The following is a 26258-nucleotide window of genomic DNA, read 5'->3' on the forward strand; positions in this document are numbered from 1 at the left end:
CGTTGGGTGGGGGTGACTGGTGAGCTTCTGAGCGCGGAGCAGGTCCTCGGGTCAGGGAGATCGATCTCCTGGAGGAGGCTGCAGCCGCGTTGCTGACGGCACCATCGACGGGGATGAACGAGCACTCTCGTCGGGAAGTGATCAGCCATCGGTGGGGCCGCCTCTTCAGAGGCGTTCGACGCGGTCGGCCTGCGGGCCCCGGTCGCTCTGACGCACCGCGTACCGGACCCGGTCACCCTTCTGCAGCGGCTCCGACCCCATGATCACGGACGCGTGGGCGAAGAGATCGTCGCCGCCTGCGTCCGGGGTGATGAAGCCGAAGCCGCGGTCGCCGTCGTAGCGCGCGACGACGCCCTCGCCGCCTCGTACGGGCACGTCCCGCGCCGCCGGCCCTGCGGCCGCGGCAGGTGCCGACCGCTGCGGCGCCGTCTGGGGCTCGGCGCCTCGGACCAGGTGCACGTCGCGGGCCTGCGGGCCCTTGTCTCCACTAGCCACCTCGTAGGCGACGCGGTCGCCCTCCGCGAGCCACGTCAGCCCCTCGGCCAGGGCCCGGGTGTGAACGAAGACGTCCCCGGCGCCGGAGTCGGGGTTGATGAAGCCGAAGCCCTTGTCCTCGTCGTACCAGGCCACCGTGCCGTCGGCACCGTCCGCGATGCCAGCCGCAGCGGGTGAGCCTGCCCCTGCTCCCAGCGGGATCACGTGCCCGGCCTGCGGGCCGCGCTCGCCTTCGACGATCAGGAAGGCCACCCGCTGCCCCTCGGTGACCACGCCGCCGGTCACGATGGCGGAGCTGTGCACGAAGATGTCGGCGCCGCCGCCGTCCGGCGACGCGAAGCCGTACCCCTTGCCCGGCTCGTACCAGTTGACGGTGCCGAGCAGGCCGACGGCGCTGCCGGTGGGCGCATCGGCGGTGACGCGAACGCGCAGCGCCTGGGGCCCGCGGTCGTTCTCGCCGACCTCGAACACGACGGACTGACCCTCGCGGAGCACTTTCGCGCCGCCGTCCCCGACGATCTCGGAGGCGTGCACGAACACGTCCGGCGAGCCGTCCTCGGGCGCGAGGAAGCCGAAACCTCGTTCGGCGTCGAACCAACGGACGGTCCCCTGCGGCATCAAAGGCTCCAGGTTGAGAGGGCGGGCACTGGCCCCCAGTCTCTCTGACAGACCTCCGGTCCGTCGGGCCGGGCCCACCGGCGGGCGGAGCGCGCCAATCAATACAGCCTCGCTGACCGGGCTCGAACCGGTGACTACTCGGTCCTGAGAGCCGAGCGCTCTACCACTGAGCTACAGCGAGTCGGACTTTCCACAGTGGCACAGGACTACTCGGTCGCGCCAGAACTTCGCCCGATCGGCCGCCCGCTGAAGAACCCGGACCGGCGCAGCACCTGCGCCCAGGCCGGGTCGGCGATGCTGACCCCGTGCACCAGTTCCGGGGTCGGGGTGAACTCGGCGACGCCCTCGTCCGGTCGCGGCGCGGTCCAGCCGGACAGCCGCGGATCCAGCCCGACCCTGGCGCAGACCTCCTCGACCTTGGCCCGGCCGCATTCCACGTGTCCGTCCAGCACGTCCCATGGCAGCGGCAGCCCGGCCCAGACCGCGGTGTCGGGGGAGAGTTCGGTGCCTGCCGCGTGCCACTGCACCAGGTCGGCGGCCATCAGCCGCATCGCCTTGCCGGGGCAGGCGACCTCCAGCAGGCGTTCGGTGCCGGTGGCGGCCAGGCAGGACAGCCAGGCCGCGCGGGCGGCGTTGTAGCCCTGGGCGAGCAGGTTCCAGGTGCTGGAATCGTTGCCTCGGCGCACAACCATCCGCACGCGGTCGAAGCCGCCGGTGCGCCACATCTGCCCGAGCAGGGTCGCGGCCTGGTGCATCACCGCTGACCAGCGGCCCAGCAGTTCGCCGCGCTGGGCGTCGTCGAGCCGGTAGAGCACCTCCTGGCTGGGCAGTACGAGTGCGATCATCGCCCAGTCGGTCGCGGCCCCGCGTTCGCAGCGGGCCAGCAGCGCGTCGGCGATCTGGTCGAACGGGTTGGCCCGCCCGGCCAAGGAGAACTCGCGGCGCAGGTTGCGGCGGGCGGTGTAGTAGGCGATGAAGCAGGCCGCGTCCTCATCGGCGCGGAAGCGGGCGAAGTCGAGCTGTCCGGCGAACCCGGAGCGGCCCAGCATCACCAGTCGCCGCTTGAACTGCTCGTGTTCGAGTTGTTTCGCCTTGGCCGCCAGCCGGTGCAGTGCCCGCCAGCGCCGGTTGTACTGCCGCCCGGTGATCTCCATCCCGGCCCGCTGGCGTTCCTGCCGGTCCAGCCGGTGGGCCAGGAAGTCGGCGTGGTCGGTGTGCCAGCCAACGGTCTCGCCGAGGGAGTTGGCCACCGCGCGCAGTGCCTGCGGGTCGTCCGGGTTGACCGCGGGTGGTTCGGGCAGGCCGAAGACCTTGGCCGCGCAGGCCAGTTGCGCGGTGCCGCCGACCGGGCGGGCGAAGTCCTCCGGCATGGAGGAGAAGTAGCCGTTGCCCCGGCCCTTGGCCGCGGCGACCCCGAGCAACGCGGACTCCGCCGCGGTCAGCTTGCCGCCGAGGGCCTGGAGCACCAGTTCGGCGACGTCCTCGGGACGACGCCGTTCGTCGAGGGAGGCGTGCAGCTCCTTGAGCGCCGACTCGGCTTCCTCGCCTGGGGTCATGGCCTCCATGCTGGCAGCATCACGTCACGCTCACGAGCACTTCCGGCTTCCTGGAACGCGTTTGGAGCAACGGGTTACTCCGTCGTGACAGCACTGTCACACGCGCCTTGGCAACGCCGGAAGTCAGCGCCTGCCCGCCGCCTGCCGGTAGGCCGCCACGGTCTCCTCGGCACAGCGCCGCCAGGTGAACTCCGAGGCGTGCGCCCGTCGTTTGGCCAGGGTGTCCGCTGACACGCCATCGTCCAATGTGGACGACAGGGCCGCGGTGAGCGCGTCCACGTCGCCGAAGGGGACCAGGGTGGCCAGGCCACCGGCCACCTCGCGCAGCGCGGGCACGTCCGAGCACACCACCGGCACGCCGCAGGCCATGGCCTCCAGCACCGGCAGGCCGAAGCCCTCGTCCCTGGACGGCAGCACCAGCAGCGCGGCCCCCGCGACCACCCGGCGCAGGTCCAGCTCGGAGAGGTACCCGGTGCGGATGACCCGGTCAGCCTCACCACCCACGGTGTCGGTGCCCGGTCCGGCCAGTACCAGCGGTGGCAGCTCCGGATCGGCGGCGTGCGCGGCGACCAGGCTGGCCAGGCCCTTGCGCGGGCCTTCAGCGCCGACGAAGAGCAGGTACTGCTCGGGCAGCCCGAGCCGTCGGCGCAGGTTCTCACTCGGCGCCCTGGCCACGAACCAGGCCGGGTCCACGCCCAGCGGGGTGACCTTGATCCGGTCCTTGGGCACGCCGAGGCGTTCGCTCACCGTCTCGGCCACCGCGTGCGTCGGCGTGCACACCACGTCGGCGCGCTTGGCCGAGCGCCGGACCAGTTCGGGCAGGTCGGACTCACTGGCCGGGATCTCCGCCGGCGCGTCCAGGAAGGCCAGGTCGTGGATGGTGAGCACACTGCCCGCGCGCAGCGAGGGCGGCAGCACGAAGTTGGTCGCGTGCACCACGTCGGTGAACCCGGCGAAGACCTCGATCGGCGGCAGCGGCGAACGCAGCCAGGCCGCGCGCAGCAACCGGGCGGGCACCGGCAGGCCGCGGGCGCGCACCCCGTGCGGCACGGCCGAGCGCAACGCCCGCCAGCCGCGCAGGGTGAAGGCCACCGCGCGTACGTCCACAGTGGACATCGAGGCGAGTTCCTCGGCCAGTGCGGCGGTGTACCGGCCGACCCCGGTCCGGTCCCCGAGCAGCGGGTTGCCGTCCAGCAGCACCCGGAGCGGCTTCACGTCAGCGTTTCCTCTCACTGGCTTCTCTCGTCCCCGCCGCGCAACCGGTCCTTGGCCAGCCGCGCCAGCCGACCACCGGCCCGGCGGGCGACCTCGCCCGCGCCACCGGCGTTGAGGTATTCCCGGAACAGGCCCAGGTCCCGGCGCAGTCGCTGGCCGGAGTTGAGCGGTGGTGTCCTGGTCAGCGGCGAGCTGGCGGAGAGCCGGTCGGCGGCCGGGCGCGGGTTGCGGCAGAACTCCACCAGCGGCGCCAGCGCGTTCTCCCAGGTGAACTCGTCCCGGATGGCGGCGATCCGGTCCCGGCAGGCCGCGGCGAACTCGGTGTCGTAGAGCACCAGGTCCAGCGCTTCGGCCAGTTCCGCCGGGTCCTCGGCCGGGACGACCAGACCGAGGCCCTCGGCGCGCACCAGGTCGGCGAAGGAGTCGCCGTCGGTGGTCACGATGGGCAGGCCGGCCCACAGGTAGTCCAGCACCCTGGTGCGGAAGGCGAAGGTGGTCTCCACGTGCTCGAAGTGCGTGGTGACCCCGCAGTCGGCGTCCAGCAGGAAGTTCTGCCGCTGGTGGTAGGGCACCCAGCTCTCGTTGAAGAACACGTGCCGGTTGACCAGGCCGAGCTGGTGCGCCAGCCGCCGGGTCTCCGCGGTGATGCCCATCTCGGGCACGTCCGGGTTCGGATGGCGCATGCCGAGGAAGAACAGCCGGAGGTCATCACGCTTGTGCCGCAACAGATCCACCGACTGGATCAGGGTCAGCGGGTCGAACCAGCTGTAGACGCCACCGGCCCACAGCACGACCTTGTCGGACTCGCCGATGTTGGGCGCGACGCCGCGGATGCCGCGGCCGTTGCGCTCCGGCGGCTTGCCGGGCAGGCCGAAAGGGGCCACCGCGAGCAGCGACTGCACGGTCGGGTCGGCGTCGTAGAGCGCGGGGGTGAGCCTGCCCAGCGCCATCAGGTTGCCCAGCCAGAAGTGCCGCTGGCGTTCGGAGGCGCAGAGGAAGAAGTCACCGCGCTGGAGCTGGGCGTTGAGCACCTTGGTGACGCCGATGACGTCCTTGGCCCGGCGCTCGTCGTCGTTGTCCTTGCTCTGCTCCAGCAGTTCCAGGTGCATCGGGTCGTAGACATCGCAGACCACGATCTTGGTGGAGTCCTTGCGCTTCAACGAGGGCACCAGTTCCAGCACGTGGCCCTGCAGCACGACCACGTCGGCCCAGTCCACGTGCTGCGGCAGATCCCGTTGCGGCGCCTGCACAACCGCGAACGGCGCGGGCGGCGGCGCGAAGGACTTGTTGATGCTGACCAGCCGGACCTCGTGCTCGCCTGCCAGGGTCAGCGCCATGTTCCAGGCCCGGATCGCCGGTCCGGCCATCCGTTCGGCCACCACATCGCCGGTGATCACCAGGATCCGCCGCGGCCGCCCGAACACCTCGTCCAGGCCGAAGGCCTTGACCAGCACCTCGTGCGCGGCCAGGTAGCGCGGCAGCGGGTAGGCGGGCTCCATCGCCTTGCGCATCAACGGAAGCAGGTCGTGATCGGTGCACACCCTGGCCGCCTGCTCCTCGGCCCGCGAGGGGCCGAGCGAGGGCAGCAGTTCCACGAACTGGTCGATCGCCAGGAACCCGGCCAGGGTCTCCCGGGAGATCTGCACCGGCGCGTCGTCCTCGGCCCGGTCGGCCGGTCGGCGGGTGATCTCCAGCTGGGTCGGGTCCAGTTCGCCGCGGGCGGTGGAGCGGCGCACGGCCAGCGCCAGCGCGGCGGGCAGCACCTTGGCCAGCGAGGCGTCGGAGAGGTTCTTGTAGAGCATCGCCAGGGCGTTGCGCTCCAGCAGGTAGTACTCGCGGGCGGAGTGCACGCCGGACATGGAGGCGTGGTGCCGGTGGTAGGTCAGCGAGGCGGGCTCGTAGCGCACCCGCCAGCCACGCAGGTTGAGCCGCCAGCCGAGGTCCACGTCCTCGTAGAACATGAAGAAGCGCTCGTCGAAGCCGTGCAGCGCGCGGAACAGGTTGGCCCGCACCAGCAGCGCCGACCCGGTGCCGAAGAGCACATCGCGCGGCGCGTCGTGCGAGCCGTCGTCGGGCTCCCCGGCGTGCCGCTTGTAGCCCATGCCGAACCAGGTGAGCCCGCCGTCGACGAAGTCGATGGCCTTGCCATCCCAGTCCAGGACCTTGCTGGCCACCGCGCCCACGGTCGGCTCCGCGCGCAGCACCGAGACCGCGGCCCGCACCCACTGCGGATCCGGCCGGGCGTCGTTGTTGAGGAAGGCCAGCACCTCGCCGTGGGAGTGCTCGACGCCGAGGTTGCAGCCACCGGCGAAGCCCAGGTTGGCCGGGGCGCGCACCAGCATCACGCCGTCCGCCTCGGCCTCGATCCGCTCGGCCGAGCCGTCGCCGGAGGCGTTGTCGACGCAGATCAGCTGGAGTCGTTCGGTCGGGTAGTCGAGCTGCTCGCGCAACGCCCGCAGGCAGGTGATGGTGTCCTCGGCGCCGCGGTAGTTGACCACCACCACCGACACCAGGGGCAACTCCGCCACGTCCCGACTCCTCCCCGCAGACCGCACGAACTCGCTAAGCCTGCCTCATCCGATGTTGATCGTAGGTACGGCCCGCACCCAAAAGGTGTCAATCACACCTAGACGCACACAACTTTGTCTACCTATCCTAGACGCATGCCCCTGGACGAGACCCTGCTCGCCGCCACCCGCGCCGCCACCGAGGGGTGGCGGGCCGCCCAGCGCGCCACCGAGCAGGCCAAGGCCGAGTACCAGCGCTCGGTCCGCCGCCTGCACCTCTCCGGCGCCTCCCTGCGCGAGATCGCCGACGCCCTGGACCTGAGCCACCAGCGGGTACACCAGCTGGTCGAGGCCGCCGGCGGCGTGCCGGACTGGCGGCCGAGGAAGGAACCCTCCGGCCGGGCCTGCTCCTTCTGCGCCACCCCGGAGGAGGAGTCCGCCCGCCTGGTCGCCGGCCCGCAGATCTTCATCTGCGACAACTGCGTCAACCAGGCCCAACTCGTCCTGGCAGGTCACCCCAGCCGCCTCGACCAGGCCGCGGGCCGCTTCACCTGCTCCTTCTGCGCCAAACCCGCCACCGAGGTAGGCCCGGTCGCCACCGGCCCCGGCGTGCGGATCTGCGGCGGCTGCGCCGGCTTCGCCGCCGAGGTGCTTGCCGCCACACTGGGCGGGTGAGCACGCACAACCGGATCAGCGGCCAGGTGTGGGCCAACCTGGTCGTGCAGGGCAGGGACATCACCGTGCAGCAGCCGGTGGTCCCGTCCCAGGCCCTGTCCGGGTTGCCACCACAGCCGGTCTTCGTCGGCCGCGACCGGGAGCTGGCCGAACTGCTCGACAGCCTGCGCGCGGGTTCGGTCGTGGTCACCGGCCTGCCCGGCGTCGGCAAGACCGCCCTGGCCGTCCGCGCCGCGCACGAGCTGCGCCCGGAGTTCCCCGGCGGCGTCCTGTTCCTGGACCTGCGCGGCTACGACACCCCCATCACCGGCGAACAGGCCCTCACCGACCTGCTCACCGCCCTCGGCGAACCCGCCCCCACCGGCCAGGACGCCTGCGAACGCAGCTACCGCTCGGCTCTGCACCGCCACCAGCCCCTGCTCCTGGTCGCCGACAACGCCAGCACCACCACCCAGGTCCAGCCCCTGCTCCCCGACGGCCCACACCGCCTACTGGTCACCAGCCGCCACACCCTGGCCGACCTGGACGCCCGCCTGCTCGACCTGGCAGTGCTGCCACCAGCCGAGGCCGAGGCCCTGCTCGCCGAGTTGCTCCGCCAGGCCACCGGCGACGACTCCCGCCTCGGTCCGGAACTCGCCGACCTGGCTCGGTTGTGCGGCTATCTGCCCCTGGCGTTGCGCATCACCGCCGCCGACCTCGCCGCCCACCCCGGCCAGCCACTGTCCGCCCGGGGCCAGGCCCTGGCTGACGAACGGGAGTTGCTGTCCGAACTGGAATTCGGCTCGGAGTTGGCGGTCCGGGCGTCTTTTGACCTGTCCTACCGGCAGTTGCCACCCGAGCAGGCCCGGATGTTCCGGCTGCTGCCGGTCAATCCTGGCGAGCAGGTCAGCACCGAGGCGGCCGCGGCGATTGCCGACCTGTCCGAGCCCGCGGCGCGGCGGTTGCTGTCCGAGCTGGCTCGCGCACACCTGATCGAGCAAGGCTCGCGCTGGGACCGGTGGCGGCTGCACGACCTGCTCGCCGCGTACGCCGCGGAGTTGCCGGAGGACGGTCGCGCACCGGCGCTGGGCCGCATGGTCCAGCACTACGGGCCGGTGGCCGAGCAGGCCAGTGATCACGTGATGAACAGGGACAATCCGCCGGACAACCGGTTCGCCACGCTCGCGGCGGCAATGGACTGGCTGGATCTGGAACACCGCACCCTGCTCGAGCTGGCCCACCTCGCCCGCGCGCACGAGGAGCACGGTCTGGTGCTCCTGCTGAGCACCACGCTGACCGCCTACCTCTCCCTGCGGCGCCGGGTCGCCGACCACGTCGAGCTGGCCTCGCTCGCGTTGGACTCCGCGATATCGCTTGCCAACCCGCAGATGCAGTACATGACCGCGGTGGAGTGCGCGGAGGCCCTGCTCGCCGCCGAGGCGGTCGAAGAGGCGGTGCGGTGTGCCGAGTACGCGGTGACCTTCGCCGAGCGGACCGAGGAGCCGCAGTTCGTGCTCAAGGCGCAGGGCACGCTCGGGGCGACGCTGCACCGGGCCGGGGACTTCGCGGCGCAACTCGAATGCCACCAGCGGCAGCTGGAACTCAGCCGCGAACTGGGACAACCCGGTGGGGTCGCGGACGCGCTCGCCGGTCTTGGCCGCGCCCACCTCGGGCTCGGTCGGGTCGATGAGGGGCTGGCGCTGGTCGCCGAGTCGGTGCGGATCTCCGGGCGGCGGGAAGCGCAGGCAATCGGGTGGTTTCGTCTTGCCGATGACTACCAACAGCTTGGCCGTGATGGCGAGGCAGCCGAGTGCCTCCAGCGTTTCGTCGGGCTGAGCCGCGAACTGGGGATCCGGCCGTTTCTGGCGGTCGGCCTGGTCCGGCTGTCCGGCAGTCACGCCAATCTGGGCCGGACCGCCGAGGCCATCGAGTGCGGCCGGGAGGCAGCGGAACTGGGCGAGCAGGTGGCGGATGACAGCGTGGCCGGATACGCGCTGGGCCTGCTCGGCTCACTGCTGGCCGACGCCGGACAACCGGAAGAAGCCCGGGACTGCCGGTCGCGGGCGCTGGCCATCGTGGAACGGCACCACGAGCCCGAGTTCCTCGAACTGGCCGAACTACTGCGCGCCGACCTCCGCTAACCCCGCCCCGCCCAGTCGTGCCACAACACCTTCCGGTTCCCGTTCACCCCGCGCCGCTCCCGCAACGTCGCAGGCAACCGCCGCAACACCTCCCCAAGCACCCCAACCCGTAACCCCACCCGGAAATTCGCCGCCCCCGAAGAATCCTTGCGCACCAACAACTTCACCGTGATCAGCCAGAACCGCACCAACTGCCACCCCGCCACCACCGCCGGCGCGCACCGCAACAGCATCAGCAACCGGTTCCGCTCATTCCACCGGTGGAACCGCGGCGACCCCGGCTCCGAACTCGCCCCATGCCGGTGCCACACCACCGCCGACGGCACGCTCACCACCCGCCACCCGGCCAGCCGCAGCCGCCACGAGGTGTCGGTGTCCTCGTAGTAGCAGAAGAAATCCCCCGGCACCCCGCCCACCGAACGCAGCACCTCGGTGCGCAACAACGCCGCGCCGCCGCAGAAGCCGAACGGCTCGCCCACCTCGATCCGGTCCGCGCCGTGGCCGTCGGCGGTCAGCCGCACGCCAAGGGACTGGACCACGCCCTCCTCGGTGACCAGGCGGGAGCTGGCGGCTGCGGCCTTGGGGTCGGCGTCCAGGGCTGATTCCAGGGCGGCCAGCCAGCGGGGTTCGGGGGCGGCGTCGTCGTTGAGCCAGGCCATGTAGGGCGTGTCGACGATGGAGAGGGCGGATTCCAGTGCGCCGGCGTAGCCCGCGTTCTCGTCCAGGCGGAGGATGGTGCCGGACATCGGGTGCTCGGCCAGCAACTGGGCGGTGCCGTCGTCGCTGGCGTTGTCCACGATGATTGTCCACAGTGGACGGGTTTGCGCGGACAGGGCGTCCAGGCAGTCCACGATGTGGTCCCGGCCGCGCCAGGTGACGACGACGACCGTCGTGCGGGGCTGCTGCGACATGCGGTGGACGTTAATGCGTCGGCGACGTGGCAGGCTGACCGGATGCCCGAGCTAGTCGTGCTCACCGAACAGCTCCTCGCCCCCGTCCCCGGCGGCACCGGTCGTTACACCAGGGAGCTGGCCGCGGCGCTGGCGGCGACCGCGCCGGCGGGCTGGGAGGTGACCGGGGTGATCGCCCGGCATCCCGATCCGACCGCGGCGGTGATCCCCGGGGTGCTCGGGCCGCGGATGCTGCCGTTGCCGCGGCGGGCGCTGACGCTGGCCTGGCAGTACGGACTGCCGCTGTGGCCGGGCGGGGACTCGGTGCACGCGCCGACCCCGCTGGCCCCGGCCGCCCCGCGCCGCGGTCGCGGGCTGGTGGTCACCGTGCACGACACCGTGCCGTGGACGCACCCGGAGACCCTCACCCGCCGCGGCGTGGCCTGGCACCGGTCGGTGATCGGCCGGGCGGTGCGCCGGGCGGACGCGCTGGTGGTGCCGACCGCGGCGGTGGAGACCGAACTCGCCCGGTTCGTGCCGGGGCCGGCCAGGGTGCACGTGGTGGGGGAGGGGGTGGCGAGTGTGCTCACCGCGGCCATCCCGGCCGATTCGGCCACCACCATCGTCCGGCGGCTGGGGCTGCCCGAGCGGTACGTGCTGGCCGTGGGCACCGTGGAGCCACGCAAGGGCATCGACGTGCTGATCGAGGCGATGGCCCGGCCGACCGCGCCCGAACTGCCGTTGGTGCTGGTCGGGCCGCCCGGGTGGGGCGGGGTGTCGGTGGGGGAGCTGGCCCGGCGGCACGGGCTGGCGCCGGAGCGGCTGGTGGTGCTCGGGCGGATCAGCGACCGGGAGCTGTCCGTGGTGCTCGGCCGGGCCACCGTGCTGGCCGCGCCCAGCCGGGCCGAGGGCTTCGGACTGCCGGTCTTGGAGGCGATGGCCGCCGGGGTGCCGGTGGTGCATTCGGACGCGCCCGCGCTGGCCGAGGTCGCCGGGGGCGCGGGCATCGCCGTGCCGCGTGGTGACGCGACGGCGCTGGCGGCGGCGTTGCGGCAGGTCAGTGGCGATCCGCGGCGGGCGGCCACGATGGTCGAGGCTGGTCTGCGGCGGGCCGGGCGGTATGGCTGGCGAGCCGCGGCCGAGGCGGTCTGGCGGGTGCACGTGGAGCTGTACCGGCGTCCCACTCGCGGGTGATCAAGGGCAGCGTGACCAGCTGCTGAACCTGAGAAGTTCGCATTCCAGCAATGCGTTGTTCGGGCTGGCCTTAGTCTGCATGGGTGGCGCAAGCAGAACCCAGCGTGTTGATCGACGCGACGGCCGTCCCGGCGGACCGCGGTGGCGTCGGTCGATACGTGGATTCGCTGGTCGCCGCGCTGGACGCGGACGGGGCCCGGATCAGCGTGGTCTGCCAGCCAAGGGACGCCGAGCTGTACCACCAGATGGCCCCCGGCTCCCGGATCGTGGTCGCCACCGAGTCGGTGGCCACCCGCACCGCCCGGCTCACCTGGGAGCAGAGCAGCCTGCCGGTGCTGGCCAGGCGGCTCGCGGTGCAGGTCGTGCACTCCCCGCACTACACGTTGCCGCTGGTCAACCCGGTCGCCTCGGTGGTCACCCTGCACGATGCCACCTTCTTCACCGACTCCGCGCTGCACTCCCCGGTCAAGTCCCGGTTCTTCCGCGGCTGGACCAGGGCCTCGCTGCGCCGCGCCGAGGTCTGCGTGGTGCCGTCCAAGGCCACCGCGACCGAGCTGGTGCGGGTGGCGGGCGCGGACCGGCGGATGCTGCAGGTCGCCCCGCACGGGGTGGACGCCGACCGCTTCCACCCGCCCGCGCCGGAGGAGGTGGCCGCGGTCCGCGCCGAACTGGACCTGACCGACACCCCCTACGTGGCCTTCCTCGGCGCGCTGGAACCACGCAAGAACGTGCCCGCGCTGATCCGCGGCTTCGCCAGGGCCTGCCGCGGCCGGGTCAACCCGCCCGCGCTGGTGCTGGCCGGTCAGCCGGGCTGGGACACCCACGTGGAACGCGCGCTGGACTCGGTGCCGCACCGGTTGCGGGTGATCAGGGCCGGGTACGTGCCGTTCGAGCGCCTCTCCGGCCTGCTCGGCGGCGCCGACCTGGTCGCCTACCCGAGTCTGGGCGAGGGTTTCGGGCTGCCCGTGCTGGAGGCGATGGCCTGCGGCGCGTGCGTGCTGACCACCCGGCGGCTGAGCCTGCCCGAGGTCGGCGGCGACGCGGTCGCCTACTGCGGGGTCGGCGCGGGCGACATCGCCGCCGCGGTGGCCGAACTGCTGGACGACCCGGCCCGCCGCGCCGGACTGGCCACCGCCGCCCAGCAGCGGGCCAAGGACTTCTCCTGGCAGGTCAGCGCGGTCAAACACCGCGAGGCCTACGCCAGGGCGGACGTGCTGCACCGCCGGGGTCGCTGAGACGGCAGAATGTCTCGGCGTGGCCGAGCAGAAGCAGTACGGAGATCGCCTCGCCGTCATCACCGTGACCTACTCGCCCGGCAAGACGCTGGAGCGGTTCCTGGACACCCTGGACGAGGCGAGCAGCCAGTCACCCGTGACCGTCGTGCTGGCCGACAACGGCTCGGTGGACGGCGCGCCCGAGCAGGCCGCGGCCGAGCGGGAGCACGTCCAGCTGCTGGTCATCGGCGAGAACGTCGGCTACGGCACCGCGGCCAACCGCGGCGTGGTCCAGCTCCCGGCCGAGTACGGCTGGGTCGTGGTCGCCAACCCGGACCTGGAATGGGGCCCCGGCTCCCTGGACACCCTGCGCGAGGCCGCCAAGCGCTGGCCCCGGGCCGGCGCGTTCGGCCCCCTGATCCGCGAACCCAACGGCGAGGTCTACCCCTCGGCCCGCCTGGTCCCGTCCCTGGGCCGCGGCGTGGGCCACGCCCTGTTCAGCAAGCTGTGGCCGGGCAACCCGTGGACCCGCGCCTACCGCCAGGAGGACCGCGCCGTCGGCGAACGCCCCGCGGGCTGGCTGTCCGGCTCCTGCCTGCTGCTGCGCCGCGAGGCATTCGACTCCATCCACGGCTTCGACCCCCGCTACTTCATGTTCTTCGAGGACGTCGACCTTGGCGACCGCCTCGGCAAGGCAGGCTGGCAGAACATCTACGTCCCGGCGGCCGAGGTGATGCACATCGGCGGCGTCTCCACCGCCAAGGTCAAACCCAAGATGCTCGCCGCCCACCACGACAGCGCCTACCGCTTCCTGGCCGACCGCAACCCCGGCCCCCTCAACGCCCCCCTCCGCCTGGCCATCAAACTCGGCCTGGCCCTCCGCCTGAAACTCGAAACCCGAGGCACCCCCCGCCCATAACGGCCAACCCGCCGTACAACAACGGCCAACACGCGGTACAAGAACGGCCAACACTCGGTACGACAACGGCCAACACGCCGGGCGAGGGTTCGACCCTCCGCGCGTGTTGGCCGTTGTGGGACGGTGTGTTGGCCGTTATGGGTGGCTTAGGAGCGGCGTTCCGGCCATTGCGGAGGCTGTGGCTGTCCCTGCTGGTGCTGCGGGGGTTGACCCTGCTGTGGTTGCGGAGGCTGCTGTTGCGGATGGCCGCCGTTCTGCGGTCCACCCGGTTGCTGCTGCATCGGCTGGGTCGGCTGCGGATGCTGCTGCATCGGCTGCCCCTGATGCGGGTGACCCATCGGCTGCGTCGGTTGCGCGTGCGGCGTTGGTTGCCCGTGCTGCATCGGTTGCGTGGGCTGGTGCCCGTGCGGCGGCCTCGGCATCGGTGGCATGGTCTGCGGCCCGTGACCTTGGGCACCCTGGTGCAGGTGTGGGGATTGCCCGTGTTGTGGGCCGTACCCTGCCTGCATGGCCTGGACCGCCTCCGGTGACAGGATCACGGTTGAGTCCGGGTCCGCGTGGTGCGGATCGTTCGCCGCGACCACGATGCGCGGTATCTGTACCGTGTTGGCCGCATCCATCGGCGAGGTTGCGTCGTCTGGTGTGACGACGAAGGAGCCACGCGCCCTGGCACGGGCTAGCAGCTCATCGGCCCGTTCGCGGGGATCCATCGCGCTGGCCTCTCCTGCGTTGCCTCGTCGCCTGGGGCGGATTTGCCGGCAGGCGGATACGGAGATCATCCCTCACGCTGTGGTGGTCGCTCTCCGGAGCCGCCGGTCGCCTGGTCCGGGTTCTCTGCAAGAGTATTCCGTTCCAGGCGGTCTCGTCAGGGTGAAGGAGGAGTAACGGCATGTCGGCCAGTCCGGCACCAGTCGAGAAGCAGGGGGAACGCGTGGAAAAACTGTCCGGGGTCGACGCGGTGGTGCTGGTCGGCGGCCAGGGCACCCGGTTGCGTCCGCTGACGCTGTCCGCGCCCAAGCCGATGCTGCCCACCGCTGGTGTTCCGTTTCTCACCCACCTGCTGTCCCGGATCCGGGCCGCGGGCATCACCCACGTGGTGCTGGGCACCTCCTACAAGGCCTCGGTCTTCGAGGAGTACTTCGGTGACGGGTCCCGGCTGGGCCTGGAACTGGAGTACGTGGTCGAGGACACCCCGCTGGGCACCGGCGGCGGTATCCGCAACGCGGCCAGCCGCCTGCGCGCCGAGCACATCATGGTCTTCAACGGCGACATCCTCTCCGGCGTCGATCTCGGCGCCGTCGCGCACAGCCACCTGGACAACGACGCCGACGTCACCCTGCACCTGGTGAAGGTCGCCGACCCGCGTGCCTTCGGCTGCGTGCCCACCGACGCCGACGGCCGGGTGCTCGCCTTCCTGGAGAAGACCGAGAACCCGCCTGCGGACCAGATCAACGCCGGTTGCTACGTCTTCAAGCGCTCCGTGCTGGAGGAGATCCCGGCCGACCGCCCGGTGTCGGTGGAACGCGAGACCTTCCCCGGCCTGCTGGAGCGCGGCGCCCGGCTGCAGGGCCACGTGGACACCTCGTACTGGCTGGACCTTGGCACCCCGGCGGCCTTCGTCAAGGGCTCCGCGGACCTGGTCCGCGGGCTGGCGCCCTCCGACGCGCTGCCCGGCCCCACCGGCGAGGCCATCGTGCTGGACGGCGCGCTGGTCCGCGAGGGCGCCAAGCTGGTCAACGGCAGCACCATCGGCGCGGGCGCCCAGGTCGGCCCCGGCGCGACCGTGGACGGCTCGGTGGTCTTCGACGGCGCGGTGATCGGTGCGAACGCGGTCGTGACCGGTTCGGTGATCGGCGCCAACGCGCGGATCGGCGACGGTGCGGTGCTGCGTGGCGCGGTCATCGGCGACGGCGCCGTGGTCGGCGCCCGCTGCGAACTCCTGGAGGGCCTGCGGCTGTGGCCGGGCGCCTCCCTCGCCGACGGCTCGGTGCGCTTCTCGCACGACGCATGACCCTGGCCGCCCCGGCCGTGGAACGGGCCTGGACACCGCCGTTCCCGCTCGACCTGGCCGCCGTGCTCGGACCGCTGCGCCGCGGTCCGGCCGACCCGTGCCTGCGCATCGGGCCGGACGGCAGCGTGTGGCGGGCGAGCAACACCGCGGCCGGGGTCGCCACCATCGCACTGCGCCGGGCACATGGCGAGATCCGGGCCAGTGCCTGGGGACCGGGTGCGGAACTGGCCCTGGCGGGGCTGCCGGACCTGCTCGGCGCGCGGGATGACGACACCGGTTTCCTCGCCCACCACGAGCTGATCGCGCAGGCGCGGCGGCGGGCGCCCGGACTCCGGCTCGGGCGGACCGGGCAGGTGTGGGACGTGCTGATCCCGGCGGTGCTGGAGCAGAAGGTCACCGGCAAGGAGGCATGGCGCTCCTGGCGCGAGCTGTGCCGCCGATTCGGCACCCCGGCCCCCGGAGCGGCGGGCGTCTCGCCCGAACTTCTCTTCGCCCCGCCAACCCCCAAGGCCCTGCTCGCCATCCCCGACTGGGACTGGCACCGCGCCGGCGTCGACGGCGCCCGCCGCCGGACCCTGCTCGCCGCCGCCTCCGTGGCCACCCGCCTGGAACGCGCCGTCGACCTCGGCGGCGAGGCAGGCCGCGACCTGCTGTGCAAGGTCCCCGGCATCGGGGTCTGGACCGCGGCCGAGATCGCGCAACGGGCCTGGGGCGACCCGGACGCGGTCAGCGTCGGCGACTACCACCTGCACGACGCGGTCGGCTGGGCGCTGACCGGCCGGGACGCCACCGACGAGGAGATGCTGGCCCTGCTCGCCCCCTACGCCCCGCACCGCCAGCGCGCGGTCCGCTACCTGGAGCTGACCGGGGCCCGCAAACCTCGCCGCGGACCCCGGTTCGCCGGCCGGGACTACCGCGCGATCTGACGCAGCGCCAGCTCGACCAGCTTCGGCACACTGTCCACATTGGACGGCAACGCGTGCACCGGCCACCACTGCAGATCCACCGACTCCGCACTGCGCACCGGCTGGGCGCCGGCGGGCGCGCGCACCAGGTACCGCACGTCCAGGTGCCGGGTGGGCAGGCCCAGTGAGCAGGTGATCGGGTGCACCTCCAGCTGCAGCGGCCCCGGTTCGATCACCAGGCCGTCGATGCCGGACTCCTCGGTGGCCTCCCGCAGCGCCGCCGCGAGCAGCGTCGGATCCGCCGGTTCGCAGTGCCCGCCCAGCTGCAACCAGCGCCCCACCCTGGGATGCAGGGTCAGCAGCACGTGTTCGCCGGTGGCGTCCAGCACGATCGCGGACGCGGTCAGGTGGCCGGGTTCGCAGGAACGCTGACAAGCGTCCGCACGCGCCGCCAGGAAGCTCAGGAACGCGTGCCGCTGGCTCTCCTGGCACGGGTCCGCCGGCCGCCAGGCCGACAGCTCAGCGACCGCCTCAGCGTGCAGGTTCACAGTTCGATCAGCTCCCCGGTCAGGTCCCGTGGTTCCCGCGGCGCCAGCGGCCCGTCCGCCGGATAGCCCACCGCGACCGCGCCCAGCGGCGCGAAATCGGCAGGCAGGTCCAGGATCGAGCGCACGGTGTCCGGGCAGAAGATGGTGGAGGAGACCCAGCAGGAGCCGAGCCCCTCGGCGGCCAGCGCCACCAGCAGGCCCTGCACGGCCGCGCCGCCCGCCACGGTGAACATGGTCTGCTCGGCCGCGGTGCGGCGCTCGTCCGGGTAGTCGTGCGCGCCGTCGGGCACCCCGAACGGCAACACGATCTCCGGCGCCCCGTACAGCAGGTCGCCGCGTTTGATCCGGCGGTCGATCCGCTCCGCCGGCCAGCCGTCGGCACGCAGGTCCGAGCGCCACTGCTCGCGCATGCCGTCGAGCAGTTTGGCCCGCAGCACCCGGTCGCGCAGCCAGACGAACCGCACCGGGTGGGTGTGGTGCGGGGCGGGCGCGGTCAGCGCGACCCCGACCGCGCGGCGCACCAGCTCCGCGGGCACCTCCTCCTGGCTGAAGGTCCGGATCGAGCGCCGGGTCAGCACCGCCTCCCGGCGGCCCTGCTCGATCGCCAGATCCGTGCCCAGCCGGAACAGGTCCTCATCCGATGGCCGGACCAGGTCCCGCGCGGTGGAGCCGTCCTCCACAATGGACATTCCGCGGACCACCGCCACCGGCAGCCCGCCCAGCTTGCCCTTCACCAGATCCGCGGCCGCGGCCAGCTCGTCGGCCACCGCGACCTCGGTGACGTGCAGTTCGTTGCCCTGCGGGTCGACGGATCCGGCGTAGCGGTGCAGCACGGCCAGCCCGGCCGCGCCGATGGCCGCGTCGGTCTGGCCGATCCGCCAGGCCCGGCCCATGGTGTCGGTGACCACCACCGCGACCGTGACGCCGAGCAGCTCACGCAACCGTTCGCGCAGCTTCGCGGCCGAACCGTCCGGGTCCACCGGCAGCAGCGCCAGCTCGTCGGTGGCCACGTTCGAGCCGTCCACACCCGAGGCCGCCTGGATCACGCCCAGCCGGTTCTCGGTGATCAGCGTGCGGAACTTGCGCGCCACCAGCCGGACCGATTCGGCGTCCACCAGCTCCCGGCGCAGGGCGTCCCGCGCCTCCGGGTCGGTGGGCGCGGTGACCAGCCTGCCCTCCACTTTGGACAGAACCTTGCTGGTCACCACCAGCACGTCGTCCTCGCGCAGCCAGGGCGCGGCGGCGGCCAGCGCGGCCGCCAGGTCGTCGCCGGGCCGGAACTCGGGCAGTCCGGTGACCGGCAGGATCTCCAGGGAAGCCGCGGCGTGGTCAGCCAACGCGCACCCCGCCCAGCTCGAAGGCGTCCAGTGCCATCCGCGCGGTCGCGTCCACAGTGGACATGAGCAGTGGCACTGCGCGCACTTCCACCCCCTCGACCAGCGCGGAGTCGCCGGTGTGGATCAGCCAGCCGTCCAGGACGCCACCGGCCTTGCGCGATCCGTAGTGCCGCGCCACCGCCTCCGCGGTCGAGTCCACCCCGATCGCGGTCAGGCAGGCATCGGCCATCCCGCGCAACGGTTTGCCGTCGATGATGGGTGAAAGCCCGATAACCGGCGCCTCGGTGGCGGTGATCGCCGCCCGGATGCCCGGCACGGCAAGGATGGTGCCCACGCTGACCACCGGGTTCGACGGCGCGAACAGCACGATGTCGGCGTTGGTGATGGCCTCGGCCACCCCCGGTCCCGGCTTGGCCTCCTCGGCCCCGACCGACACGATCGCGTGTGCCGGCAACTGCGCCCGGTGCCGGACCCACCACTCCTGGAAGTGGATCGCCCTGCGCTCGCCGGTCTCCGGATCGTCGACGGAGACATGGGTCTCCACCCGGTCGTCGCTGGCCGGCAGCAACCGGACCCCCGGCTGCCAGCGGGCGCACAGCGCCTCGGTCACCGCGGAGAGCGGGTAACCGGCACGCAGCATCCGGGACCGCACCAGGTGGGTGGCGATGTCCTTGTCGCCGAGGCCGAACCAGCTCGGCTCGGCGCCGTAGGCCGCCAGCTCCTCCTTGACCGTCCAGCTCTCCCCGGCCTGGCCCCAGCCGCGCTCGGTGTCGATGCCACCGCCCAGGGTGTACATGCAGGTGTCCAGGTCCGGACACACCCTCAGCCCGTGCAGCCAGACGTCGTCACCGTTGTTGACCACCGCGGTGATCTCGTGCGGCGACTCGCCGGGACCAATGGCGGGAAGGCCCAGCGCGGCCTTCACCCCTTGCAGGAAACGGGCGCCACCGACGCCACCTACCAGCACAACGACCTTCACAGGGGGCCATCCTCCCCGCCTTGCCCGAACGGGCGAACTTGGGGGCCGCGCTCCGTAACCAAGGTCACGACCCGAACCCACCCTCCCAGAACCGGAACCAGCGCTGCCCGTAGAACACGTCGAGCACGTTGCCGCCGAAGGTCTCGAAGACCCACAGCACCACCGTGCTGAACAACTGGCCGACCACCGGCACCCCGATCAGCAGGGCGAACAGTACGAACGGCGCCCACGGACGGGCCTTCGCGCCGAACTCCCTCGCCTGGTACGACAGGTACGGCTCGATCACGCCGAAACCGTCCAGACCCGGAATGGGCAGGATGTTCAGCACGAACGCGAGCATTTGCAGGTAGGCCAGATAGGACAGTCCGGCTGCCAGCCCAACGGGTGGATTTGTCAGTGCCACCGTCGCAATGAGCAACAGACCGATCACCAGGTTCGCCATTGGCCCGGCCAACGACACCAACGACTCCGCGCGCTTGGTCCGCAACGCGTGTCGATCGATCCACACCGCCCCGCCGGGCAGCGGGATTCCACCGACGGCCAGCAACAGCAGTGGCATCAGGATGCTCAGCACCGGATCGGTGTACTTGCGGATGTCCAGGGTGAGATATCCCTTGTGCCGCACCGAATAATCGCCGCCGCGCAGGGCTAGATAAGCGTGCCCGAACTCGTGCAGGCAGAGCGAGACAGCCCAGCCGCCGAGCACCAGCAGGACGATTCCGGCAGTGCGTGCCACATTCTGGTCCACCGTGGACAGCACGCCGCCGCCGACCGTGACGGCCAGCAGGATTAGGAACAGCGGACTCGGGGCAACCGAGGATCTCGTCACACCAACACTCTGCCTTGCCAGTGAACATCCTTGCCAGCGGGCCAGATTCGTCCCCCGTCGTGTGTACTTGGCTTGACCCTCTTGCATCCCACAGGTCTAATCACATTGGTGTCATTCGTCGGGTGGGACGGCGAATGGGGTCCGCCACCGGGGAGTGCGGGAGGAGCGGACAGTGGAAGAGAACGAAGGGAGCCGAGTGGGAGAGCGGGACACCGCACCCACTGGCGTGGGAGTGCTGGTCGATCTCTTCGACCCCGCCCTCGAGGCGGACGAGGAGCACGACTGGCAAGAACGGGCACTGTGCGCGCAGACCGACCCGGAGGCGTTCTTCCCTGAGAAGGGTGGATCCACCAGGGAGGCCAAGCGGATCTGTGCCGGTTGCGAGGTTCGGCCAGAGTGCCTCGAGTATGCCCTTGCGCACGATGAGCGCTTCGGCATCTGGGGTGGTCTGTCCGAGCGAGAGCGCCGCAAGCTCAAACGCCGAGCGGTGTGACATAACGGTTCGGTGTGGCCGGGTGAGTTCGCCCGGTCGCACCCCGTAGCGTTTTCCACCACGTGCCAGTGGATTCCACCGGCACGTGGTGGGGGCGCTCGCGATCCCCGCACGGGGGACCTGTCACCGCCGAGCCGAGGGACCAGCTTGCCGCACCCGACGCTGAGCACCGCGCCGGTGCTCGCCGTGATCGTCTGCCATGACGGCGCGGAATGGTTGCGGCCACTGCTCTCCGCGCTGCGCCGCCAATCCGTGCGACCACGGCACATCCTCGCCGTGGACACCGGATCCACCGACGCCACCGCCAGGGTGCTGGCCGCCGCGGCCACCGGTCCGGACCAGTTGCTCGACGGCGTGCTCACCGAAGCCCCCGACACCGGGTTCGGCGCCGCCGTCGGCAAGGCCGTGGCCACCGCGACCGAACGCTGGGGCGACCCCGGCAAGTGGATCTGGTTGCTGCACGACGACTCCGCGCCCGAACCCGACTGCCTGCCCGCACTGCTGAGCACCGCCGAACTCGCGCCGTCCGCTGCCGTGCTCGGCCCGCTCGCGGTGGACTGGGCCGACCCCAGGCTGGTGGTGCAGGGCGGGCTGTCGCTGGATGCCTCCGGCCACACCCAGACCGGCATCTCCGGCGCGGAACTGGCCTACGGCGGCGGCTTCGAGCAGAGCAGGGACGTGCTCGCGGTCGGCAGCGCGGGCGCGCTGATCCGGCGCGAGGTGTGGGAACGACTCGGCGGGCTGGACCCCGCGCTGCCGCTGGGCGGCGACGACATCGACCTGGGCTGGCGGGCCAACCTGGCCGGGCACCTGGTGCTGCTGGTGCCCTCGGCCCGGATCCGGCACGCCCGTGCCGCCGAACGGGATCAGCGCCCGGTGCACGCGGTGCCCGCACTCGCCCGCGCCCGGCGCGCGCACGGCCTGCGCACCTTCCTGGTCAACACCAGCGTGCCCTCCTTCCTGATCGGCCTGCCCCGGCTCGCGCTGCTGTGCCTGTTGCGGGCACTGGGATTCCTGTTGCTGCGCCGGGGACGGCGGGCCGGTGACGAACTGGCCGCGCTGGGTTACCTCTTCGGTGGCCGGGCCGGACTGCTGGCCGCCCGCCGCTCCCGCGCCGCCACCAGGACCGTGTCGCCAAGGGAGATCCGCGGCCTGTTCACCTCGCGGCTGACCCGGTCGCGCAACGCCGGGCACCGCGGCCTGCTGCACGTGCTGCGCAGCCGGGTGCGCGCGGATGCCAGCCTCGGCCGATTGCCGGCCAGTCCGGTGCCGGAGTGGACCGAACCCGGTGCCCCGCAACGCCAACCCGGCCCGCCCGCGCTGCCCGCCGGCGCACTCGGCCCCAGCCGCCGCCGCGGCGCGGCCCGCAGACTGGGCCCGGCCGGACTGCGCAGGCCCGCCGGACCGGTGGTGGTCGAGGTGGCCGCGCCCGAGCTGTACCGCCGCCGCCCCAGCCCACGCCCCCGGCCCTCACCGGTGCCGCGCGGGACCCCGCGACCGGCCGAACTGGTGCTGGTGGAGATCGACCGCGGCCGGGTGCTGCGCGAGTTGCTGCTCAGCCCGGTGCTGTTCCTGGTGCTCGGCCTGGCCGTGCTCGCGCTGGCCACCCAGTGGGCCCGGCTCGGCGGCGACCTCGCGGGCGGCCGGTTGCTGCCCGCAGGGGACATCGGTGACACCTGGGCCGGGTACGTGGCCGCCTGGCAACCCGTCGCGGGCGGCAGCATCGCACCCGCGCCCGCGGCCACCGGCGTGCTCGCGGTGCTCGGCACCCTGTTGGGCGGACCCTCGATCGCGCTCACCGTGCTGCTGCTCGGCGACCTGCCACTGGCCGGGCTGGCCGCCTACCTGGCCACCCGCCGCCTGCGCGTGCCCAGGACCGTGCGCGCCGCGGTGGCCGCCGGGTACGCGCTGCTGCCCATCGCCACCGCCGCCACCGCCCAGGGCCGTCTCGACGTGATCGTGGTCCATCTCCTGCTGCCGCCGGTGCTGGCCGGGGTGGCCGCCATCCTGTGGCCGCGCAGGCCGGACATCGGCTGGCTCTCCATCACCTGCGCCACCGCGCTCGCGCTGGCCGTGCTCGGCGCCTTCCACCCGCTGCCGCACCTGCTGGTGCTGCTGGCCGCGCTGATCGGGTTCGTGCTGGTGCCCGGCTCCGGCCGCAGGCGGGTGGCCGCGCTGTTCACCCTGGTGCTGCTGCCACTGGCCCTCCAGCTCCCGTGGCCCGCGCTGGTCCTGCGCCATCCCTCGGTGCTGCTGCACGGCACCGGCGCCCCGCTGCGCGAGGCCAGGGCCAACCCCCTGGACCTGCTCGCGCTCTACCCCGGCGGCCCCGGCGCACTGCCCTGGCTGGGCCTGATCGCCGTGCTGGCCGCGCTGACCGCGGCCCTGCTCCGCCCGCGCCCGGCCATGCTGCCCGGACTCGGCCTCGCGCTGCTGGGCGCCGCCGCGGCCATCGCGGTCGGGCTGATCGAGGTGACCCCGGCCAACGGCGGCCCGGCAGGCACCGGCTGGACCGGCGCCCCGCTGCTGCTCACCGGCTGCGGCCTGGCCTGGATCGTGCTCGCCGCCGCCCTGCCCGGCGCCCCGGTCACCGTGCCCATCCGCGCGCTCGCGGGCGCGGGCGCGACCGTGCTGGCCGCCCTCGCCGTCAGCACCCTGCTCCTCGGCCAGGACGGCCCGCTGCGCTCGGCCCCGCCACTGCTGGTCAACAGCCAGCTCGCCGAACTCGCCGCCACCGGCGCCGGGGTGCTGGAGGTCGGCGCCTACGGGCAGCCCAGCCGCCAGACCGCTGGCCGGTTGCCGCGCTTCGGCGACGACGACGTGCTCGCCGTGCCCGCCGCCGCCCAGCGGGTCCAGGACACCGCCACCGCCCTGCGCGCGGGCACCACCGAGGCCGTCCGCGGCGCACTGCTCTCCGCCGGTGCCAGTGGCGTCCGATTCCTGCTGCTGCCCGACCCCGCCGCCGCGACCAAGATCCGCGCCGCCGCCCCCGACCTGGTGGTGGCCGATGCCACCGCCACCGACGGCCGCCCGGTGCTGCGCCTGACCCAGTCCCGCGGCCCGGTCACCCTGCTGGCAGGGGAGGCCGCGCTGCGCGCCCGCACCGGCGGCACCCCGGCCGGACAGATCGAGGCCACCGGCGTCGAGGCCCGGCCACCGGAGATCGCGGTCGCGGTCAGCGCGGGCGGACTCGGCCGGGTGCTGGTGCTCGCCGCCGAGGACGAACGCGGCTGGCTGGCCACCGTCGACGGCCGTGAGGTGCCGCTGGCCAGGGCCTACGGCCACCTGGTCGCGGTCGCGCTGCCGGAATCAGCCAGCGAGATCCGCGTCACAGTTCCGGCTGGCCTGGCCGCGTTGCTCCTGCTCGTCCAGGCCGCGGCCGCGTTGTTCACCGCGCTCACCGCGCTGCCTAGTCGCCGTCGATGACTTCCGGGTCCAGCCCGAGGTAGGTGGCGACCTGCTCCACCAGCACGTCGTGCACCAGGTCGGACAGGTCCGCGCCGTCCTTGGCCCGCGCTTCCAGCGGCCGCCGGTAGAGCACGATGCGCGCCCTGGTGGGCAGTCCGCGCCGGTCCACCCCGGCCGGCACCAGCCGGGCCAGTGGCACGTTGCCGTCCTCGACCACGTCATCGCCCCAGGTCAGCTCCTCGGCATCGGCCGAGGGCAGCTCGGGAACGTCGTCGACGGCCACGTCCAGCTGGGTCAGCTCGTTGCGCCAGCGCTGCTCGATCGGCTCCAGGGCCTCCAGCACCACCGCGTCGAACCGCTCCGAACGACTGCGGGCAGCAGGCATCGTCGAGGGGTACAACTGCCCTCGCATACCTCGCCCATGCCGGTCCCGACGCTGCCTGATCCCCCGTCGGGTACCCCTCGCCATCACCACGGCCACTGAGGGTACGCGGATGTTGTCCGCGTGCCTGCCGCACAGGGTGGACCGGAGGCGCTATCGTCCCCAATCGTGCGGAGCGTAAGAAGGTGCTCGCGGACCGGGTGCACGAACCCGGCCGTTGCGACGCTGACCTACGCCTACGCCGACTCCACCGCGGTCGTCGGGCCGCTGGCCACCTACTCCGAGCCGCACAGCTATGACCTGTGTGAACAGCACGCGATGCGGCTCACCGCCCCCCGTGGGTGGGAGGTCGTCCGGCACGAGGGCGAGTTCGCCGTTCCCCAACCTACGGTGGACGACCTGACCGCGCTGGCCGAGGCAGTGCGTGAGGCCGGCCGGGCGGACCGCCCGATCGAGGCGAGCGAGCCGGTGTTCGGCGCGGGCCGACGCGGCCATCTACGGGTCCTTCCCGACCCCCATGAGGACTGAGCCACAGGCGCGCACACGCCGCCGGTAGGCTTCGGGCTAGCTGTCCAAGTGAGCCGAAGTCAGGAGTAAGGCGTGCGAGACCTGTCCGGCATCGTCAAGGCGTACGACGTTCGCGGGTTGGTGGGCGAACAGCTCGACACCGACGTGGTCCGCGACCTCGGCGCGGCATTCGCCCGGCTCGTCGGCGGCCCGGCCGTGGTCATCGGCCACGACATGCGCGACTCGTCCCCCGGCTTCGCCGCGGCCTTCGCCGAGGGCGTCAACGCCCAGGGCGTCGACGCCGTCTCCATCGGCCTGGCCAGCACGGACATGCTCTACTTCGCCTCCGGCAAGCTGAACCTGCCCGGCGCGATGTTCACCGCCAGCCACAACCCGGCCGCCTACAACGGCATCAAGCTGTGCCGCGCCGGCGCCGCGCCGGTGGGCCAGGACAGCGGGCTGACCGAGATCCGCGAGATGGTCGAGCAGGGCGTGCCCGAGTTCCTCGGCGCCCGCGGCTCGCTCTCCGAGCGCACCCTGCTGGTGGAGTACGCCGCCTACCTGCGTGACCTGGTCGACCTCTCCGGCATCCGGCCGCTGAAGATCGCGGTGGACGCGGGCAACGGCATGGGCGGCTACACCGTGCCCGAGGTGTTCAACGGCCTGCCCATCGAGGTGGTGCCGATGTACTTCGAGCTGGACGGCAACTTCCCCAACCACGAGGCCAACCCGCTGGACCCGAAGAACATCGTGGACCTGCAGGCCAAGGTGCGCGAGATCGGCGCGGACGCGGGCATCGCCTTCGACGGCGACGCCGACCGCTGCTTCGTGGTCGACGCCAACGGCGACCCGGTGTCCCCGAGCGCGATCACCGCGCTGGTCGCCGTGCGCGAGCTGGCCAAGGAGCCGGGCGGCACGATCATCCACAACCTGATCACCTCCAAGGGTGTGCCGGAGATCGTGGCCGAGCACGGCGGCAAGCCGGTGCGGACCAGGGTCGGGCACTCCTTCATCAAGCAGACGATGGCCGAGACCGGCGCCATCTTCGGCGGCGAGCACTCCGCGCACTACTACTTCAGGGATTTCTGGCGTGCCGACACCGGCATGCTGGCAGCCATGCACGTGCTGGCCGCACTCGGGGAGCAGGACAAGCCGCTCGCCGAGATCACCAGGGAGTTCGCCCGCTACGCCGCGTCCGGTGAGATCAACTCCACCGTGGACGACCAGGCTGGCAGGCTGGCCGCGATCAAGGCCGCGTACGGCGGCCGCGACGGGGTCACCCTGGACGAGCTGGACGGGCTGACCATCGAGCTGCCGGACGGGGCCTGGTTCAACCTGCGGGCCTCCAACACCGAGCCGCTGCTGCGACTGAACATCGAGGCCAAGGACGCCGAGGCCGTCGCCGCGTTGCGCGACGAGGTCCTGGCGATCGTCCGCGGCTGAGGAGGGAAACAGA

At 72.4% G+C, this 26258-nt stretch carries 22 protein-coding genes and 1 tRNA gene; 12 read left to right on the forward strand and 11 right to left on the reverse strand.

From position 1 onward, the window contains the following. Positions 1 to 165: 165 nt before the first annotated feature. The 5 genes from HNR67_RS46620 to HNR67_RS09710 all read right to left on the reverse strand — a co-directional run bounded on the left by HNR67_RS46620 (position 166) and on the right by HNR67_RS09710 (position 6412). Positions 166 to 1113 carry a cold-shock protein gene (locus HNR67_RS46620; RefSeq protein WP_185001719.1) on the reverse strand — a complete coding sequence of 316 codons (948 nt, stop codon included), beginning with the start codon at positions 1111 to 1113 and terminating at the stop codon, positions 166 to 168. 107 nt (positions 1114 to 1220) lie between these two features. Then, a tRNA-Glu gene (locus HNR67_RS09695) sits at positions 1221 to 1294 on the reverse strand. A 25-nt stretch (positions 1295 to 1319) separates the two neighbouring features. Next, complete coding sequence (locus HNR67_RS09700; protein WP_185001720.1) at positions 1320 to 2669, reverse strand: hypothetical protein; 1350 nt, start codon at positions 2667 to 2669, stop codon at positions 1320 to 1322. Positions 2670 to 2792: 123 nt separating this feature from the next. After that, the gene (locus tag HNR67_RS09705; protein WP_312986886.1) at positions 2793 to 3884 is read right to left on the reverse strand and encodes a glycosyltransferase family 4 protein; all 1092 of its coding nucleotides are present in this window, start codon (positions 3882 to 3884) and stop codon (positions 2793 to 2795) included. Between the two features lie 14 nt (positions 3885 to 3898). Then, positions 3899 to 6412, reverse strand: a complete 2514-nt coding sequence (locus HNR67_RS09710; RefSeq protein ID WP_312986887.1) for a glycosyltransferase — start codon at positions 6410 to 6412, stop codon at positions 3899 to 3901. Positions 6413 to 6547: 135 nt separating this feature from the next. Here HNR67_RS09710 and HNR67_RS09715 point away from each other — a divergent pair, with 135 nt between their 5' ends. Both HNR67_RS09715 and HNR67_RS09720 read left to right on the forward strand, forming a co-directional pair. Beyond that, positions 6548 to 7066: a ClpX C4-type zinc finger protein gene (locus HNR67_RS09715; protein ID WP_185001721.1), complete on the forward strand. Its 519-nt coding sequence runs from the start codon at positions 6548 to 6550 to the stop codon at positions 7064 to 7066. Continuing rightward, complete coding sequence (locus HNR67_RS09720) at positions 7063 to 9186, forward strand: AAA family ATPase (RefSeq protein WP_185001722.1); 2124 nt, start codon at positions 7063 to 7065, stop codon at positions 9184 to 9186. The genes HNR67_RS09715 and HNR67_RS09720 overlap by 4 nt, the downstream gene beginning before the upstream one ends. Here HNR67_RS09720 and HNR67_RS09725 read toward each other — a convergent pair. Further along, positions 9183 to 10097: a glycosyltransferase family 2 protein gene (locus HNR67_RS09725; RefSeq protein WP_185001723.1), complete on the reverse strand. Its 915-nt coding sequence runs from the start codon at positions 10095 to 10097 to the stop codon at positions 9183 to 9185. The two genes, HNR67_RS09720 and HNR67_RS09725, sit on opposite strands and share 4 nt — an antisense overlap. 42 nt (positions 10098 to 10139) lie before the next feature. Here HNR67_RS09725 and HNR67_RS09730 point away from each other — a divergent pair, with 42 nt between their 5' ends. From HNR67_RS09730 to HNR67_RS09755, 6 genes are all read left to right on the forward strand, one after another. Beyond that, positions 10140 to 11270 carry a glycosyltransferase family 4 protein gene (locus HNR67_RS09730; RefSeq protein WP_185001724.1) on the forward strand — a complete coding sequence of 377 codons (1131 nt, stop codon included), beginning with the start codon at positions 10140 to 10142 and terminating at the stop codon, positions 11268 to 11270. Positions 11271 to 11374: 104 nt separating this feature from the next. Then, positions 11375 to 12505: a glycosyltransferase family 4 protein gene (locus tag HNR67_RS09735; protein ID WP_185010428.1), complete on the forward strand. Its 1131-nt coding sequence runs from the start codon at positions 11375 to 11377 to the stop codon at positions 12503 to 12505. Positions 12506 to 12524: 19 nt separating this feature from the next. Then, a complete protein-coding gene (locus HNR67_RS09740) occupies positions 12525 to 13403 on the forward strand; it encodes a glycosyltransferase family 2 protein (protein WP_185001725.1) in 879 nt (292 codons plus the stop codon). A 167-nt stretch (positions 13404 to 13570) separates the two neighbouring features. Then, positions 13571 to 13933, forward strand: a complete 363-nt coding sequence (locus HNR67_RS09745; protein ID WP_185001726.1) for a hypothetical protein — start codon at positions 13571 to 13573, stop codon at positions 13931 to 13933. A gap of 359 nt (positions 13934 to 14292) precedes the next feature. Next, on the forward strand, positions 14293 to 15414 hold the full coding sequence (manB, locus tag HNR67_RS09750) for a mannose-1-phosphate guanylyltransferase (RefSeq protein WP_185001727.1): 1122 nt from the start codon (positions 14293 to 14295) through the stop codon (positions 15412 to 15414). Then, on the forward strand, positions 15411 to 16340 hold the full coding sequence (locus HNR67_RS09755; RefSeq protein WP_185001728.1) for a DNA-3-methyladenine glycosylase family protein: 930 nt from the start codon (positions 15411 to 15413) through the stop codon (positions 16338 to 16340). Before manB ends, HNR67_RS09755 begins: the two co-directional genes overlap by 4 nt. On the opposite strand, the gene HNR67_RS09760 is transcribed toward HNR67_RS09755, so the two are convergent. From HNR67_RS09760 to HNR67_RS09775, 4 genes are all read right to left on the reverse strand, one after another. Next, positions 16325 to 16867, reverse strand: a complete 543-nt coding sequence (locus HNR67_RS09760) for an NUDIX hydrolase (RefSeq protein WP_185001729.1) — start codon at positions 16865 to 16867, stop codon at positions 16325 to 16327. The two genes, HNR67_RS09755 and HNR67_RS09760, sit on opposite strands and share 16 nt — an antisense overlap. Beyond that, positions 16864 to 18204, reverse strand: a complete 1341-nt coding sequence (locus HNR67_RS09765) for a coenzyme F420-0:L-glutamate ligase (protein WP_185001730.1) — start codon at positions 18202 to 18204, stop codon at positions 16864 to 16866. Before HNR67_RS09765 ends, HNR67_RS09760 begins: the two co-directional genes overlap by 4 nt. Continuing rightward, positions 18197 to 19183, reverse strand: a complete 987-nt coding sequence (gene cofD / locus HNR67_RS09770) for a 2-phospho-L-lactate transferase (protein WP_185001731.1) — start codon at positions 19181 to 19183, stop codon at positions 18197 to 18199. The genes HNR67_RS09765 and cofD overlap by 8 nt, the downstream gene beginning before the upstream one ends. Before the next feature lie 64 nt (positions 19184 to 19247). Continuing rightward, positions 19248 to 20012, reverse strand: a complete 765-nt coding sequence (locus tag HNR67_RS09775) for a site-2 protease family protein (RefSeq protein ID WP_312986892.1) — start codon at positions 20010 to 20012, stop codon at positions 19248 to 19250. Positions 20013 to 20238: 226 nt separating this feature from the next. Here HNR67_RS09775 and HNR67_RS09780 point away from each other — a divergent pair, with 226 nt between their 5' ends. Together HNR67_RS09780 and HNR67_RS09785 are read left to right on the forward strand one after the other, a co-directional pair. Then, positions 20239 to 20505 (forward strand): WhiB family transcriptional regulator, encoded by a 267-nt coding sequence (locus HNR67_RS09780; protein WP_185010429.1) that lies wholly within the window; start codon positions 20239 to 20241, stop codon positions 20503 to 20505. A 147-nt stretch (positions 20506 to 20652) separates the two neighbouring features. Then, complete coding sequence (locus HNR67_RS09785) at positions 20653 to 23931, forward strand: glycosyltransferase family 2 protein (RefSeq protein WP_246492486.1); 3279 nt, start codon at positions 20653 to 20655, stop codon at positions 23929 to 23931. On the opposite strand, the gene HNR67_RS09790 is transcribed toward HNR67_RS09785, so the two are convergent. After that, entirely contained in the window at positions 23915 to 24382 is a 468-nt protein-coding gene (locus HNR67_RS09790; protein WP_185001732.1) for a metallopeptidase family protein, read from the reverse strand. The genes HNR67_RS09785 and HNR67_RS09790 overlap by 17 nt on opposite strands. Before the next feature lie 81 nt (positions 24383 to 24463). Between HNR67_RS09790 and HNR67_RS09795 the strand changes: the two genes are divergently transcribed. After that, on the forward strand, positions 24464 to 24823 hold the full coding sequence (locus HNR67_RS09795; protein WP_185001733.1) for a DUF3499 domain-containing protein: 360 nt from the start codon (positions 24464 to 24466) through the stop codon (positions 24821 to 24823). A 72-nt stretch (positions 24824 to 24895) separates the two neighbouring features. Then, entirely contained in the window at positions 24896 to 26245 is a 1350-nt protein-coding gene (locus tag HNR67_RS09800; protein ID WP_185001734.1) for a phosphomannomutase/phosphoglucomutase, read from the forward strand. Positions 26246 to 26258 lie beyond the last annotated feature (13 nt).

It is taken from the genome of Crossiella cryophila, assembly GCF_014204915.1.
Lineage (GTDB): Bacteria > Actinomycetota > Actinomycetes > Mycobacteriales > Pseudonocardiaceae > Crossiella > Crossiella cryophila.

Bases quoted from the DNA above. Each gene is read 5' to 3' on its own strand.
- HNR67_RS09730 (WP_185001724.1), top strand. From the start codon at position 10,140: ATGCCCGAGCTAGTCGTGCTCACCGAACAGCTCCTCGCCCCCGTCCCC.
- HNR67_RS09700 (WP_185001720.1), bottom strand. From the start codon at position 2,669: ATGACCCCAGGCGAGGAAGCCGAGTCGGCGCTCAAGGAGCTGCACGCC.
- manB (WP_185001727.1), top strand. From the start codon at position 14,293: ATGTCGGCCAGTCCGGCACCAGTCGAGAAGCAGGGGGAACGCGTGGAA.
- HNR67_RS46620 (WP_185001719.1), bottom strand. From the start codon at position 1,113: ATGCCGCAGGGGACCGTCCGTTGGTTCGACGCCGAACGAGGTTTCGGC.
- HNR67_RS09715 (WP_185001721.1), top strand. From the start codon at position 6,548: ATGCCCCTGGACGAGACCCTGCTCGCCGCCACCCGCGCCGCCACCGAG.
- HNR67_RS09755 (WP_185001728.1), top strand. From the start codon at position 15,411: ATGACCCTGGCCGCCCCGGCCGTGGAACGGGCCTGGACACCGCCGTTC.
- HNR67_RS09725 (WP_185001723.1), bottom strand. From the start codon at position 10,097: ATGTCGCAGCAGCCCCGCACGACGGTCGTCGTCGTCACCTGGCGCGGC.
- HNR67_RS09790 (WP_185001732.1), bottom strand. From the start codon at position 24,382: ATGGCGAGGGGTACCCGACGGGGGATCAGGCAGCGTCGGGACCGGCAT.